This is a genomic window from Pseudomonas cichorii, from assembly GCF_019719005.1.
In the GTDB taxonomy this organism is placed as follows: Bacteria; Pseudomonadota; Gammaproteobacteria; order Pseudomonadales; family Pseudomonadaceae; genus Aquipseudomonas; species Aquipseudomonas cichorii_E.
On record NZ_JAIGPJ010000035.1, the window covers coordinates 25,126 to 38,762 of the forward strand.

The 13,637-nt window shown below is 59.6% G+C and carries 10 protein-coding genes; 4 read left to right on the plus strand and 6 right to left on the minus strand.

Annotated features, from left to right (window positions below):
* Positions 1 to 2: 2 nt before the first annotated feature.
* The 6 genes from K5D32_RS20935 to rfbB form a co-directional block, all read right to left on the minus strand.
* Positions 3 to 473, minus strand: a complete 471-nt coding sequence (locus tag K5D32_RS20935; RefSeq protein WP_221601684.1) for a YiiD C-terminal domain-containing protein — start codon at positions 471 to 473, stop codon at positions 3 to 5.
* The gene (locus K5D32_RS20940; RefSeq protein WP_221578466.1) at positions 460 to 1,845 is read right to left on the minus strand and encodes a sigma-54 dependent transcriptional regulator; all 1,386 of its coding nucleotides are present in this window, start codon (positions 1,843 to 1,845) and stop codon (positions 460 to 462) included. Before K5D32_RS20940 ends, K5D32_RS20935 begins: the two co-directional genes overlap by 14 nt.
* Positions 1,842 to 3,656 (minus strand): ATP-binding protein, encoded by a 1,815-nt coding sequence (locus tag K5D32_RS20945; RefSeq protein WP_221594719.1) that lies wholly within the window; start codon positions 3,654 to 3,656, stop codon positions 1,842 to 1,844. The genes K5D32_RS20940 and K5D32_RS20945 overlap by 4 nt, the downstream gene beginning before the upstream one ends.
* Positions 3,657 to 3,820: 164 nt before the next feature.
* Entirely contained in the window at positions 3,821 to 4,366 is a 546-nt protein-coding gene (gene rfbC, locus K5D32_RS20950; RefSeq protein ID WP_122321602.1) for a dTDP-4-dehydrorhamnose 3,5-epimerase, read from the minus strand.
* Positions 4,363 to 5,238: a glucose-1-phosphate thymidylyltransferase RfbA gene (gene rfbA / locus K5D32_RS20955; protein WP_025262495.1), complete on the minus strand. Its 876-nt coding sequence runs from the start codon at positions 5,236 to 5,238 to the stop codon at positions 4,363 to 4,365. The genes rfbC and rfbA overlap by 4 nt, the downstream gene beginning before the upstream one ends.
* Positions 5,235 to 6,317, minus strand: a complete 1,083-nt coding sequence (gene rfbB, locus K5D32_RS20960; RefSeq protein ID WP_221601686.1) for a dTDP-glucose 4,6-dehydratase — start codon at positions 6,315 to 6,317, stop codon at positions 5,235 to 5,237. Before rfbB ends, rfbA begins: the two co-directional genes overlap by 4 nt.
* Before the next feature lie 260 nt (positions 6,318 to 6,577).
* Here rfbB and K5D32_RS20965 point away from each other — a divergent pair, with 260 nt between their 5' ends.
* The 4 genes from K5D32_RS20965 (at position 6,578) to K5D32_RS20980 (ending at position 13,625) form a co-directional block, all read left to right on the plus strand.
* On the plus strand, positions 6,578 to 9,490 hold the full coding sequence (locus K5D32_RS20965; RefSeq protein WP_221601688.1) for an aminotransferase: 2,913 nt from the start codon (positions 6,578 to 6,580) through the stop codon (positions 9,488 to 9,490).
* Positions 9,491 to 9,688: 198 nt separating this feature from the next.
* Positions 9,689 to 10,567: an N-carbamoylputrescine amidase gene (gene aguB / locus K5D32_RS20970; protein WP_221537285.1), complete on the plus strand. Its 879-nt coding sequence runs from the start codon at positions 9,689 to 9,691 to the stop codon at positions 10,565 to 10,567.
* A gap of 5 nt (positions 10,568 to 10,572) precedes the next feature.
* Complete coding sequence (gene aguA / locus K5D32_RS20975; RefSeq protein WP_221601718.1) at positions 10,573 to 11,685, plus strand: agmatine deiminase; 1,113 nt, start codon at positions 10,573 to 10,575, stop codon at positions 11,683 to 11,685.
* Positions 11,686 to 12,323: 638 nt separating this feature from the next.
* Positions 12,324 to 13,625, plus strand: a complete 1,302-nt coding sequence (locus tag K5D32_RS20980) for an OprD family porin (RefSeq protein ID WP_221601690.1) — start codon at positions 12,324 to 12,326, stop codon at positions 13,623 to 13,625.
* Positions 13,626 to 13,637: the final 12 nt, after the last annotated feature.

Here is a 13,637-nt window from a genome sequence, read left to right on the forward strand (position 1 = left end):
GTTCACCGATGCAGCACAAACTGCCCGGTAAACCTCACGGCCTCCGCTTCGCTGTCCTGAGCCGTGATGCGGGTCTGCAAGGTCAGGCGCGCACGGCCGCGGCGTTGATAGGTGGCGATGAATTTGTCCCACTGTGCATCATCCGGTGCATCGCACAGGGCAATGGCGTCGCTGCGAACCGGTAGCGGATAACTGATCTGTCCGTCCTGAATCACGATATGCCCATCGTCAATCCCGGCTTCCTGCAACCGCAGGTGCAGCCAGCCCCAGCCCGCCAGTACCGCGCCGCAATACAGGCTGCCGCCGAACAGCGTGCTTTTGTGATTGATATTGGGGGCCAGCGGCAGATGCAGGCGCAGCCTGTGGTTTTGCCAGTCGATAACCCGCATGCCCATTTCATGAGTCAGCGGGATGTCGTGGTGCAGGACGCGCTCCAGCGTCTGTGCGGGCGAGTTCCGTTCAGTCGAGCTCATCGGCTGCTCCCGTGCTGTCGCCAAAACTCAGGCCGTGTTTGCGCAGCTTGTCGTGCAAGGTCTTGCGCGGCAGCCCCAGCGCTTCGGCGAGGCTGCGGACCGAACTGTGCGGGCGTGTCAGTTCGGCAGCAATCAGGGCGCGCTCGAAACTTTCCACCTGATCGCTCAAGCCGCCGCTGACCGGCGCGGCGTCCGGCGTGGTGCTGCCTTCCAGCTCCAGCTCCAGTCCCAGAGCGAAGCGCTCGGCGGCGTTCTGCAGTTCGCGCACATTGCCCGGCCAGTTGTGGCGCAGCAAAAGAGCGCGTTGGCCCGGCGTGAGTTCATGCTTGGGAATGCCGTGGCGCATGCTGGCGGCATCGGCGTAATGCTCGAACAGCATCAGCGCGTCTTCGCCTCGCTCTCGCAGCGGCGGAATGCGCAGCGAAGCGACATTCAGCCGGTAATACAAATCCGCCCGGAAACGCCCTTGATCGGCGGCCTGACGCAAGTCTTCCTTGGTGGCGGCAATCACGCGGATATCCAGCGGGATCTGCTGGTTGCTGCCCATGCGCTCGACCACACGCTCCTGCAACAGGCGCAGCAGTTTGACCTGCACGTCCATGCTCATGCTTTCGATTTCGTCGAGAAACAGTGTGCCTCCATTGGCGAACTCGAACTTGCCGATGCGGCGCTTTTGCGCGCCGGTGAAAGCGCCCGGCTCATGACCGAACAGCTCGCTTTCCACTACCGACTCTGCCAGCGCCCCGGCGTTGATCGCCACGAACGGGCCGTTGCGACGGTTGGACAGGTCGTGCAAGGCTCTGGCAACCACTTCCTTGCCAGCGCCGGTTTCACCCAGGATCAGCACGTCCGCCCGGGTCGCCGCCAGTGCGCCGATCTGTTCGCGCAGGCGCAGCATCGGCGTGGACTGGCCCACCAGCCGGGTGCTCAATTGCTGGCGATCACTCAAGGCCAGCCGCAGACTGCGGTTATCCAGCACCAGTCGGCGCAAGGCCAGAGCCCGGCGCACGCTGTCGAGCAAGGCATCGCTGGCGAACGGTTTTTCGAGGAAATCATAGGCTCCGGCGCGCATGGCCTGGACCGCCAGCGGGACATCGCCATGGCCGGTAATCAGCAAGACCGGTAATTCCGGGTCCTGGCTGTGCAGGTGACTCAGCAGTTCCAGGCCATCCATGCCGGGCATGCGGATATCGCTGACGATGACGCCCGGCCAGTCGCGACCGATGCGGCTGGCCAGCCCGTTGGCTTCGGTCAGTGGCAGGACTTTCAGGCCCGCCAGGTCGAGCGTCTGGCTCAAGGCCTGGCGCAGGTGCGAGTCGTCGTCGATCAGCACCACTTGAATCTGGCTGTCGATGGCGGTATCCGAACTCATGCGGAAAGATCCTCTGGCGGTTGAAGGTTGGCCCCGGACGAACCGGCGCGCAGACGCAGGGTGAGCAATGCCCCGCCGGTCGGGTGATTGGCGAACAGCAGCTCGCCGCCCAGGGCGCGCATCAGCGTATCGCAGATCGCAAGCCCCAGCCCCAGCCCCTGAGTACGGGTCTTGGTGGTGAAAAACGGTTCGCGTGCCCGTGCCAGTGCTTCTGGAGTAAAGCCCGAGCCATTGTCGCGAATGTACAGGTTGACGCCTTCGCTTGTGGCTTCGGCACTTATCCACAGCCTGCGGGGCGGGCCTTTTTCGGTCAGGGCATCCAGCGCATTGGCCAGAAGGTTGCCCAATACCTGCCGCAACCGGGTTTCACCGGCCTGAACCCACAGGGTCGCGTCCGGCAGATCGCGGATCAGTTCGACTTCCATGGCGCGACGCCGTTTGGCCAGCAGCGCCAAGGCATCGTCCAGTGCCGGTTGCAGCGCAACGCTTTCCGGTGCATGCCGGTCCCGGCGAGCGAAGGCGCGCAGGTGGGCGATGATCGACGCCATGCGCCCGGTCAGCTCGCTGATCAGTTTCAGGTTGCCTCGCGCGTCCTCGGTGCGCTGGTGATCGAGCAGCACTTCCGCGTTTTCGGCATAGCTGCGGATCGCCGCCAGCGGCTGATTGAGCTCATGGCTGATACTGGCCGACATGGTGCCCAGTGCTGAAAGCTTGCCGGCCTGTACCAGCTCATCCTGGGCGCGCACCAGTTCCTGCTGAGCTTGCTCGCGCTCCAGAACTTCCTGCTTGAGTCGGCTGTTGAGGCCTTCCAGGTCGCTGGTGCGCTCCATGACGCGCATTTCAAGTTCTCGTCGGGCCTTGGCCTCGAAGGCGATGCGATCCAGATAGTGACGACGGCGCTGCATCATCAGGCCCAGCAGCGACATCAGCACCAGCAGGCCTGCACCACCAATCGCAACCACGGTGCGCACCTGCCGGTCGAGCAGCACACGGGGCGCAAGGATGCTGACGTTCCAGTCGGTTTCGGCAATCGAGCGGGTCTGGGTCAGCCAGGCACGGTCATCGAGCTTGAGCGGCTTTGGGTCGCGGGTCGGGTAAGGCTGTATGGCAACGATGGCTTTCTTTTCTTCCTCACTCAATTCGCGGGTCGCCCGGAAGCGCCATTCCGGGTTGGAAGTCAGGATCACCACGCCATTCTGGTCGGTGAGCAGCAATTGCTCTGGCGTCTTGCCCCACAGGGTTTCGGTGTGGTCCAGATCGACCTTGACCACCAGCACGCCTGTGACTTCGCCGTTGTCACTGACTGGCGCGGCGAAAAAGTAGCCACGCTTGACCGACGTTGTACCCAGGCCGAAGAAGCGCCCCAGTTTCCCGGCCAGCGCATCGCTGAAGTAAGGCCGGAACGAAAAATTGCGGCCTATGAAGCTGTCATGCTGCTCCGAATTGGAGGCCGCTATGGTCAGACCATGGCGGTCCATCAGGTACATGACGTCTGCGCCTGTTTGCCGGACGATGTCCTTGAGCAACTGATTGGCGTGTTGCTGTGTTGCCTGATCGCGAGGCTGGGCCAGGACTTCGTGCAGGGCCGGCAGGTCGGCGAGAATCTGCGGCAGGGTTTCGTAGCGATGCAGCGTGCCCAGCAGGCTGGCCACGTACAGGTCCAGGGTCTGGCGATTCTGGCTGGCCAGTTCGCTTCGGTAGTAGCGTTCGGCAAGGTGTTCGAGGGGCCACAGCATAGGGGCCAGGCACAAGGCCAGAAGGGCGAGGCTGCGCCAGCGGGGACGATTTGGAATGGCGGCTTTGGTAGTCATGTCTGGGCGATGGCCGAAAGTGTGCTGGCCTGTCTGTCGCGAATGAATTCGCTCCCCTGTTTGCTGCGAGACAGGTAGGAGCAATTCATTCGCGAACCTTACGATCGCGTCAGAGCAGGCGTCTCAGAAGGCTGCATTATGCATGCCCCTGAGCCGACAGGCACTCATGCAAACAGGTCAGCGTCTTTCAGACTCTTGCCCTGCTGGTCCTTGGCCGACAGTTGCGGTGCGTCGGTCAGCTCCCAGTCGATGGCCAGGTCGGCATCATCCCAGCGGATGCAGCGCTCGGCGGAAGGGGTGTAGTAGTCGGTGGTCTTGTACAGGAACTCTGCGTAATCGCTCAGCACCACGAAACCATGGGCAAAGCCTTTGGGAACCCACAACTGGCGACCGTTTTCAGCCGACAGGCGTACACCTGCCCATTGGCCGAATGTCGGAGAGCTGCGGCGGATATCCACGGCGATATCCAGCACTTCGCCAGCCGTGACCCGCACCAGTTTGTCCTGAGCGTTTTCGATCTGGTAATGCAGGCCACGCAGTACGCCTTTCTGCGAACGCGAGTGGTTGTCCTGGACGAAGTCCGGCTTGATGCCGGTCGCTTCGAAGAAAGCCCTGGCGTTGTAGCTTTCGTAGAAGAAGCCGCGCTCATCGCCGAACACTTTGGGTTCGATGATCAAGACGTCTTGCAACTTTGTGGCTGTCACTTTCACTTACGTTCCCCTGCAAGTTGGAACAGATACTGGCCGTAACCGGTCTTGCCAAAATAATCGGCACGGTGCAGTAAATGTTTACAGTCTATCCAGTCATTCTGATAAGCGATTTCTTCAAGGCAGGCAACCTTCAGGCCTTGTCGATGTTCGATGGTCTGCACATACGCCGAGGCATCGAGCAGGCTGTCATGGGTCCCGGTATCGAGCCAGGCAAAGCCCCGCCCGAAACGTTCGACCCGCAACTCGCCGCGCTGCAGATAGGCGTTGTTCACATCGGTGATTTCCAGTTCGCCGCGTGGTGACGGCTTCACGTCCCTGGCGATCTGGATCACTTCGTTATCGTAGAAATACAAACCTGTGACCGCGTAGTTGGATTTTGGAGCCTCGGGTTTTTCTTCGATGGACAGCGCACGGCCTTCATCGTCGAAATCGATGACACCGAAGCGCTCCGGATCTTTTACCCAGTAGCCGAACACCGTGGCACCTTTGGTATTTGCCGCGGCTTTTTGCAGTTGCTCGCTGAAATGCTGACCGTGGAAGATGTTGTCCCCCAGAATCAGGCACACCGAGTCATTGCCGATGAACTCTTCCCCGATAAGGAACGCCTGAGCCAGACCATCGGGCCTGGGCTGCTCGGCGTAGTGAAAGCTTACGCCGAACTGACTGCCGTCGCCCAGCAGTTTGCGGTACTGCGGCAAATCCAGAGGCGTGGAGATAATCAGGATTTCCCGAATGCCGGCCAGCATCAGCACTGAAATCGGGTAGTAGATCATCGGTTTGTCATAGACCGGCAGCAGTTGCTTGGAGATGCCCAGCGTGATCGGGTGCAAGCGTGAGCCCGAGCCACCGGCCAGTACGATTCCCTTGGTCATGCGATCAGATCCTTGTGGTCAGTGAAGCCCAGTCGCTCTCCTTGATAACTGCCATCCTGAACCCTGCGGCACCAGTCCAGGTTATCCAGATACCATTGCACGGTCTTGCGCAGCCCTGAGTCGAAGGTTTCGACAGGCGTCCAGCCCGGCTCGTGTTCGATCTTGCCCGCATCGATGGCGTAGCGTTGATCGTGGCCGGGACGGTCGGCCACGTAAGTGATCAGGTCGCTGAAGTGCCCTACACCCGCGGGACGTGCCGGGGCCAGCTCTTCCAGCAAGGCACAGATGCCGCGAACCACATCGATGTTCTTCTGCTCGTTATGCCCGCCGATGTTGTAGGTCTCGCCGACCACGCCCTCGGTCACCACCTTGAGCAGCGCCCTGGCGTGGTCTTCGACGTACAGCCAGTCACGCACCTGCAAACCGTCGCCGTACACCGGCAGCGGCTTGCCTGCCAGCGCATTGAGAATCATCAGCGGGATCAGCTTTTCGGGGAAATGAAACGGCCCGTAATTGTTCGAGCAGTTGGTCACGATCACCGGCAGCCCGTAAGTGCGATGCCAGGCCCGCACCAGATGGTCCGATGCCGCCTTACTGGCGGAGTAGGGCGAGCTGGGCGCATAGGGCGTGGTTTCGGTGAACAGATCATCGACGCCATGCAGGTCGCCGTACACTTCATCGGTGGAAATATGATGGAAGCGAAAGACCCGGCGTTCGGCCTCGGGCAATGTCAGCCAATAGCCGCGAGCTGCTTCCAGCAGGCTGTAGGTGCCGACGATATTGGTCTGAATGAAGTCGCCCGGGCCATCGATGGAGCGGTCCACATGGGACTCGGCCGCCAGATGCATGATGGCGTGGGGCTCGAACCGTTTGAGCACCGCACTGACTCTGGCCTGATCACAGATATCGGCCTGCACGAATTCATAACGTGTGTCGGTCGCGATGCAGCTCAGTGATTCAAGGTTGCCCGCGTAGGTCAGCTTGTCGAAGTTGAGGACTTCGTGCTCAGTGTTCTGTATCAGATGTCGGATCAATGCAGAGCCGATAAAGCCTGCTCCACCGGTCACGAGTATGCGCATGATCGGGTCTTCTCTGTAGTAGGTCTTGATCGTTATGCAGCATAGCCTGTCGCATTGCGACGTGCGGTATGCAGACAGCATCGGACAATATCCGGCGCACACGTAATGAAATAAATTGATAGACCACAGCCCCGTCGCCATAAAACCGCCGTCCGTTCAATGAACAGAAGTTGGTGACGTGGATCAGGCACCCTATAGTTGCTCGATTGGAATGCCGCTGCCGATCTGGCCGGGGATCATAACAAGAACGAGGTTGTTACATGCCGCTCGCTACGCTTATCCGCCGCTCCAGCCTGCCTTGTCCGCAGGTCGATACTGATCAGGCCCTGCAACTGCTTGAGCAGCATTACGGGTTGAGCGGTGCCCTGAAAGAGCTGGGCAGTCAGCAGGATCGCAATTTTCTGCTTGACGCCGGGCAACGCCGCTATGTGCTGAAAATCTGCCACGGCGATTACTCCACTGTGGAACTGGACGCCCAGCATGGGGCGTTACAGCATCTGGTAAGCCATTCGGCGGTGCGCGTGCCGGGCGTGATCCGCGCCAACAGCACCGAGCAGTTGCTGTCTCTGGAGGTCGATGGCCGGGCGGTTCATGTGCGTTTGCTGGAGTTTATCGACGGCCAGTCTCTGGGCCATGTCCAGCATCTGAGCCATGAGGTGGTGACCCGTCTCGGCGAGCTGTGCGCTCAGGTCGATCAGGCGCTTGCGGCATTTGAACACCCCGGTCTTGAGCGCATCCTGCAATGGGACCCCCGGCATGCCCAGGCCCTGATCAGGCACCTGCTGCCGGTGATCTCGAACGCCAATGAGCGTCTCTGCCTCATGGAGGCCGCCGAGCAGGCGCAGAAGCGTTTGTTGCCACTGATTCCGGAACTGCCGATCCAGGCTGTTCATCTGGATATCACCGAGCACAATGTGGTCTGGACTCGGGATGCGGAGCGGCGCTGGCAACTGCAAGGCCTGATCGATTTCGGCGATCTGGTCACTACCTGGCGAGTGGCTGATCTGTCGGTCACCTGTGCTGCGCTGCTGCATCATGCCGAAGGTGATCCGTTCTACATACTGCCGGCGATTCGCGCCTACCACGCCATCAATCCGCTGAAGACCGCAGAATTGAAGGCCTTGTGGCCTCTGATCGTCGCCCGCTCGGCGGTGCTGGTGCTCAGCAGTGAACAGCAGGCCAGCGTCGAGCCGGACAACGCCTATATCCAGGCCAATCTGGAAGGCGAGTGGGGCATCTTCGAGGTAGCGACCTCGGTGCCGATGCAATTGATGGAGGCTGCGATTCTTCAGGCGGTCGGTATCGAGCCGGAGGCTGCTGCACAGCCGGTCTATTTCCCACTGCTGCCCAGTCTGGCTGGCCGTGAATTCCAGATCGTTGACCTGGGCGTGCTCAGCGAGCACTTTGTTGCCGGGAACTGGGAACAAAGCGGTATCGACGAACGCTTGCTGATGGAAGCCGCCGCCTGTACCGGACAGGCCTCGAGCCGCTTCGGCGAGTATCGCCTGTCACGCACCTTGCCCGACAGCGCCACAGAGCCTGACACCTTTGCCTTGCACGTCGAACTGCATCTGCCAGCCGAAACGCCTCTGCACGCCCCCTTCAATGCAACCCTGCGCCTGACGGCCGATGCGGCGTTATGGCTGGTGGGCGACTCGCTGAGCGTGAGGTTGTGGGGTGCCGTGACAGACCTGAAGCCCGGAAGCCTCGTTGCGGCGGGTGATGTGATCGGGCAGGGCGGTGGTTCCCTGCTGTTGCAACTGTGTACCGATGCCGAACTGAGCCCGCCGCTGTTCACTACCGCGTCACGGGCTGCTGCATGGCGAGTGCTGAGCCCGTCGCCCGCGACCTTGCTGGGGTTCGATTGCGATGCGCCTGCCGTTACGGACGCTCCCGGACTGTTGACCCGTCGCGATGCCAGCTTCGCTCGCTCGCAGAAGCATTATTATCAGGCTCCGCCGCAGATCGAGCGGGGCTGGCGCAACCACTTGATCGACATGCAGGGCCGTTCCTACCTGGACATGCTCAATAACGTAGCGGTGCTGGGCCATGGTCATCCGCGCATGGCCAAGGAAGCCGGTCGCCAGTGGTCGCTGCTCAACACCAACTCCCGCTTTCATTACGCCGCCATCGTCGAATTCTCGGAGCGTCTGCTCAAGCTGGCACCCGAAGGGATGGACCGAGTGTTTCTGGTCAACAGCGGCACCGAGGCCAATGACCTGGCGATTCGTCTGGCCTGGGCCTATAGCGGCGGGCGCGACATGCTCAGCGTGCTGGAGGCCTATCACGGCTGGTCGGTGGCCACCGACGCCATCTCTACCTCTATTGCCGACAACCCTCAGGCGCTCAGCACCCGTCCTGACTGGGTGCATCCGGTGACTGCGCCCAATACCTACCGCGGCCCTTATCGCGGCAGCGACAGCACGCCGGACTATGTGCGCAGCGTCGATCAGACGCTGGCAACGCTGGCCGGACAGCAGCGGCAAGTGGCCGGGTTCATCTGCGAGCCTGTGTATGGCAATGCCGGCGGGATTTCCCTGCCGCCGGGTTATCTGCAACAGGTTTATCAGAAAGTCCGTGAGCAGGGCGGCGTGTGCATCGCGGATGAAGTGCAGGTGGGTTATGGACGCCTGGGCCATTACTTCTGGGGCTTTGAAGAACAGAACGTGGTGCCGGACATCATCACCATGGCCAAGGGCATGGGCAACGGTCATCCGTTGGGTGCCGTCATTACCCGCCGCGAAATTGCCGAAGCGCTGGAGGCCGAGGGTTATTTCTTCTCGTCATCCGGTGGCAGCCCGGTCAGTTGCCGGATCGGCATGGCGGTGCTGGACGTGATGGAAGAAGAAAATCTGTGGGAAAACGCCCGCCAGGTCGGCGACCACTTCAAGGCGCGGCTGGAGGCTTTGGCCGATAAACATCCGCTGGTGGGTGCCGTGCATGGCATGGGTTTCTATCTGGGTGTCGAATTCGTCCGGGACCGTCAGACCCTGGAACCGGCCACTGAAGAAACCGCACAGTTGTGTGACCGCCTGCGCGAACTGGGCATTTTCATGCAGCCGACCGGCGATTACCTGAACATTCTCAAGATCAAGCCGCCGATGTGCACCACTCTGCAAAGCGTGGAATTTTTTGTCGAGAGTGTGTCCGAGGTGTTGAGCGAGTTGGAGTAAAGTCGATGGGTATCGGCTTAAAATGGGTTTTTATTTTAATTTGAGCGGTTATCCACTTTAAAAGCCGATTTTTATCCGTTATAAAGCGGCAACTGATACCTGATATCTGTGGGAGCGAATTTATTCGCGAATAAATTCGCTCCCACAGAGTTTTCAAGTCATCCATGATTTTCATGAGTCCGCCCAGGAGGCATTTCCATGAGCCGTATCGTCACCGTCGCCGCCACCCAGATGGCCTGTTCCTGGGATCTGGAATCCAATATCGAAACCGCTGAAAAGCTGGTACGTGAGGCCGCAGCCAAGGGCGCGCAGATCATCCTGATCCAGGAACTGTTCGAGATGCCGTACTTCTGCCAGAAGCCCAACCCGGACTATCTGCAGTTGGCAACCAGCGTGGAATCCAACGTTGCCATCAAACACTTCCAGAAGATCGCCAAGGAGCTGCAAGTCGTCCTGCCTATCAGCTTCTTCGAGCTGGCCGGGCGTGCGCGCTTCAATACCATCGCGATCATCGATGCGGACGGCACCAACCTGGGCATCTACCGCAAGAGCCACATCCCGGACGGCCCTGGCTATCACGAGAAGTATTACTTCAATCCGGGCGACACCGGCTTCAAAGTCTGGCAGACCCGCTACGCGAAAATCGGCGTGGGCATTTGCTGGGATCAGTGGTTCCCGGAGTGCGCCCGCAGCATGGCGTTGCAGGGTGCGGAAATCCTGTTCTACCCGACTGCCATCGGCAGCGAGCCGCATGACAAGACCATCAGTTCCCGCGATCACTGGCAGCGTGTGCAACAAGGCCATGCTGGCGCCAACCTGATGCCGCTGATCGCCAGCAACCGCATCGGTAACGAAGAGCAGGACGGTTACGACATCACCTTCTACGGCTCGTCGTTCATCGCCAACCAGTTTGGTGAAAAAGTCGCCGAACTCGATGAAACCGAAGAAGGCGTGCTGGTCCACACCTTCGACCTGGACGAACTGGAGCACATCCGCAGCGCCTGGGGCTCGTTCCGTGACCGTCGCCCGAACCTGTACGGCGCGATCAAGACCCTCGACGGCTCGCTGGAGTCCTGATGGCCATGACGACGCTCAAGAGCACGCCACGCGCTGACGGCTTCCACATGCCCGCCGAATGGGCACCGCAGACTCAGGTCTGGATGGTCTGGCCGGAGCGTCCCGACAACTGGCGCCTGGGCGGCAAGCCCGCGCAGGCTGCCCACGTTGCCATCGCCAAGGCGATTGCCCGTTTCGAGCCGGTCACGGTTGCGGTTTCTGCCGGCCAGTATGACAACGCCCGCGCCCACCTCGACATGCCCAACATTCGTGTGGTGGAAATCAGCAATGACGATGCCTGGGTACGCGACACCGGCCCGACCTTCGTCATCAACGATCAGGGCGAAGTGCGCGGCGTGGACTGGGACTTCAATGCCTGGGGCGGTTTTGACGGCGGCCTGTATTCGCCGTGGAACCTGGACTCGCAACTGGCGAGCAAGGTCCTGGAAATCGAGCGTTGCCCGCGTTATGTCACCGAAGGCTTCGTGCTTGAAGGCGGCTCGATCCATGTCGATGGTGAAGGCACGTTGATCACCACTGAAGAATGCCTGCTCAATCGCAACCGCAACCCGGATCTCTCCCGTGAGCAGATCGAAGCGGTGCTCAGCGACAACCTTGCAGTGGACAAGATCATCTGGCTGCCCGATGGCCTGTTCAACGACGAAACCGACGGGCATGTGGATAACTTCTGCTGCTACGTGCGCCCCGGTGAAGTTCTGCTGGCCTGGACCGATGATCCCAAAGACCCCAACTACACACGTTGTCATGCAGCGTTGAGTATTTTGGAAAACACCCGTGATGCCAAAGGACGTGAAATCACCGTCCATAAGATGCCCATTCCCGGTCCCTTGTTCGCGACCGAAGAAGAATGCGCAGGCGTCGACAAGGTGCACGGTAGCCAGGAACGCGACCCTTCGGTGCGTCTGGCGGGCTCTTATGTGAACTTCCTGATCGTCAACGGCGGCATCATTGCACCGAGTTTCGACGACCCGATGGACGAGACAGCCCGTGAAATCCTGCAGCGGCTGTTCCCGGAGCATGAGGTAGTGATGGCACCTGGCCGTGAATTACTGCTGGGTGGAGGCAATATCCACTGTCTGACGCAACAGCAACCTGCTCCACGGAAGGCACTTCCGTAACATTTGCTTACATGCGTAACTGGCAAATGGTCCTGTTTTTGCTGCACTGAGCCTATCAACCGATAGGCTTTTTTTTGGGTAACGCTTTGTAGCAATTACCTTGAGTCTGGCCCGACGGTGGGTAAATAGCGGGAGGTTTTTTTCGTTCTTCTGTCACAAAGCGTCCGTAGATTTAGCCCCTCATGGCTCAAGAGGTTGTCATTATGAACGCAGGTATCAACCGGCATAATGCTCGTGGTTTGTCTGCTAGTAACGAGGCTCGCCAGATGATGGCGGATTGGTTAAGGACGACCAAACTCCCGAAACCCCGACCGGATGTGCGAGCAATGCTTCTGCAGCGATATCCGGCAGGTCTGTTCAACGATGCGGAACTAGAGGCTCTGTTGGGCGTACTGAAAGACTGATTATCGCGTAGGACCCTTCTAAGACGGCCATCTCCATGTTTGACACCCCTCAAGCCTTGGGACTAGGATTCACGTCCCACCGCTTGTGGCTATACGCCATGTACGTCCATCCGTAGTCCGCTGCGATGATTTCGTTCGGTCTTCTGTACTTTCGCCCAAAGTCAGAAACCCTCGGTCGCCCTCTCTCAGGGAAGCCGCCACGGCGCGTGTCAATCCGTAAAGAAGGAAAACAAGATGTTTAATAAACGTATCGGTTTGCTCGCTCTGGGCATTATCAGCGCCAGCCAGGCAATGGCGCAGGGGCAAGCAGATTCCAAGGGCTTCATTGACGACAGCCACTTGACCATCAATCTGCGCAACGCTTACATCAACCGCGATTACAAGAACAGGCAGCAAGACAAGGCTGAATGGGGCCAGGCGTTCATCGGTAACTTCACGTCCGGTTTCACCCAGGGCACCGTGGGTGTTGGCGTTGACGCATTCGGTCTGTACGGCCTGCGTCTGGATGGCGGTAAAGGTCGTAGCGGCGCTGGTGGTATCGACTTCTTCAAGCAAGGTAGCCCGGACGCAGATGGCACCAATGGCTCAGCGGCCAATGACCTGGCTCGTGCTGGCGCAGCGGTAAAATTCCGCGTTTCCAACACTGTGCTCAAGTACGGCGATCAAATGCCTCAGCTGCCAGTGCTGAGCTACGATAACTCGCGCCTGTTACCAGAAAGTTACACCGGCACCATGATCACTTCCAAAGAGATCGAAGGTCTGGAAGTCGTTGCTGGCCGTTTCACTCAGGAAGCCCGCAAGAGTGCTGAAGGTCGCGACAGCGGTGGCTTGAAGAGCATCAACGTGTTCGGTGGTAGCTACAAGTTCACCGATGCGTTCAGCGCAGCGGCTTATGCTTCCGACAACGAAGACGTCTTCAAGAAGCAGTACCTGAACCTGAACTACGTCTTCGCTCTGCCACAAGACCAGTCTCTGACTCTGGACTTCAACGGCTACAAGACAAAGCTGGACAAGGACTACTCGGCTGCTGCAGCCGCTGGCGCACGTGACAACAAGATCTGGAGCCTGGCGGCGACCTGGGCTGTGGGTATCCACTCCTTCACCCTGGCTCACCAACGCAGCAGCGGCGAGACTGCCTACAACTACGGCGGCTATAAAAATGCCCGTGGTTTCGGTGATGGCGGCAACACCATCTACCTGGCCAACTCCTACTGGTCTGACTTCAACGGCAAGGACGAGCGTTCGTGGCAAGTTGCCTACGGCGTCGACCTGTCCAGCCTGATCACTCCAGGCCTGAGCTACAAGACTGCCTACGTTCGCGGTGACAACATCGATGACGGCACCCCAGGTAGCGGCAATGGTACAGAGCGCGAGTTCTTCAACCAGCTGACCTACGTTGTACAAGGTGGCCCGGCCAAGGACTTGTCCGTTCGCCTGCGTAGCTCGATCCTGCGTGTTTCCGCTGACGCTCAGGATTACAACAGCGAAGGTAACGAAGTCCGTATCTTCGTTGACTACCCAATCAACGTTTTCTAATGACGTGATTGT

Excerpts from the sequence above, each read along its gene's own strand:
- rfbA (WP_025262495.1), bottom strand. The coding sequence starts at position 5,238 with ATGACCAAGGGAATCGTACTGGCCGGTGGCTCGGGCTCACGCTTGCAC.
- rfbB (WP_221601686.1), bottom strand. The coding sequence starts at position 6,317 with ATGCGCATACTCGTGACCGGTGGAGCAGGCTTTATCGGCTCTGCATTG.
- K5D32_RS20935 (WP_221601684.1), bottom strand. The coding sequence starts at position 473 with ATGAGCTCGACTGAACGGAACTCGCCCGCACAGACGCTGGAGCGCGTC.
- aguB (WP_221537285.1), top strand. The coding sequence starts at position 9,689 with ATGAGCCGTATCGTCACCGTCGCCGCCACCCAGATGGCCTGTTCCTGG.
- K5D32_RS20945 (WP_221594719.1), bottom strand. The coding sequence starts at position 3,656 with ATGACTACCAAAGCCGCCATTCCAAATCGTCCCCGCTGGCGCAGCCTC.
- K5D32_RS20940 (WP_221578466.1), bottom strand. The coding sequence starts at position 1,845 with ATGAGTTCGGATACCGCCATCGACAGCCAGATTCAAGTGGTGCTGATC.
- K5D32_RS20965 (WP_221601688.1), top strand. The coding sequence starts at position 6,578 with ATGCCGCTCGCTACGCTTATCCGCCGCTCCAGCCTGCCTTGTCCGCAG.
- aguA (WP_221601718.1), top strand. The coding sequence starts at position 10,573 with ATGACGACGCTCAAGAGCACGCCACGCGCTGACGGCTTCCACATGCCC.
- K5D32_RS20980 (WP_221601690.1), top strand. The coding sequence starts at position 12,324 with ATGTTTAATAAACGTATCGGTTTGCTCGCTCTGGGCATTATCAGCGCC.